The 414-nt window shown below is 47.1% G+C and carries 1 protein-coding gene; it reads right to left on the bottom strand.

Translation table 11 applies throughout. From position 1 onward, the window contains the following. Positions 1–258: MFS transporter (locus AC0AIB_RS31530; RefSeq protein WP_465098133.1), on the bottom strand; the 258-nt coding region annotated here is incomplete at its 3' end. Between the last annotated feature and the right edge of the window lie 156 nt (positions 259–414).

The raw sequence follows: 414 nt of genomic DNA on the forward strand, positions 1-414 counted from the left end.
GGCACATAATAAAGACCCCAGGGAAAACAGAATAACAGCAATAATAAACACCCGGCGTGTACCGAAGCGGTCTGCCAGCCAGCCACTGACCGGGATCAGCAATGCCACTGTCAGCGTATAACTGATGACAGCAGACTGCATCGCCAGTGGTGAATGGTTCAGACTTTTGGCGATATCCGGCAAAGCCGTATTCAGAATGGTGGCATCAAGCGCCTGCATAAAGAACGCCATTGCGGCGATCCACGGCAGACCCGCCATATTCCGGGCTGTTTTAAACATATTTTCCCTTAATGCATTATCTTTGTAACTGTCACTACTACTATATAGTCATAAGCTAATAGTCATGAATATAACTATTACACATTCATACCTTGCTCAACAACAACTGACAAGCATGGCGGGCCCGCTCACCAT

The organism is Micromonospora sp. DSM 43699 (assembly GCF_055517075.1).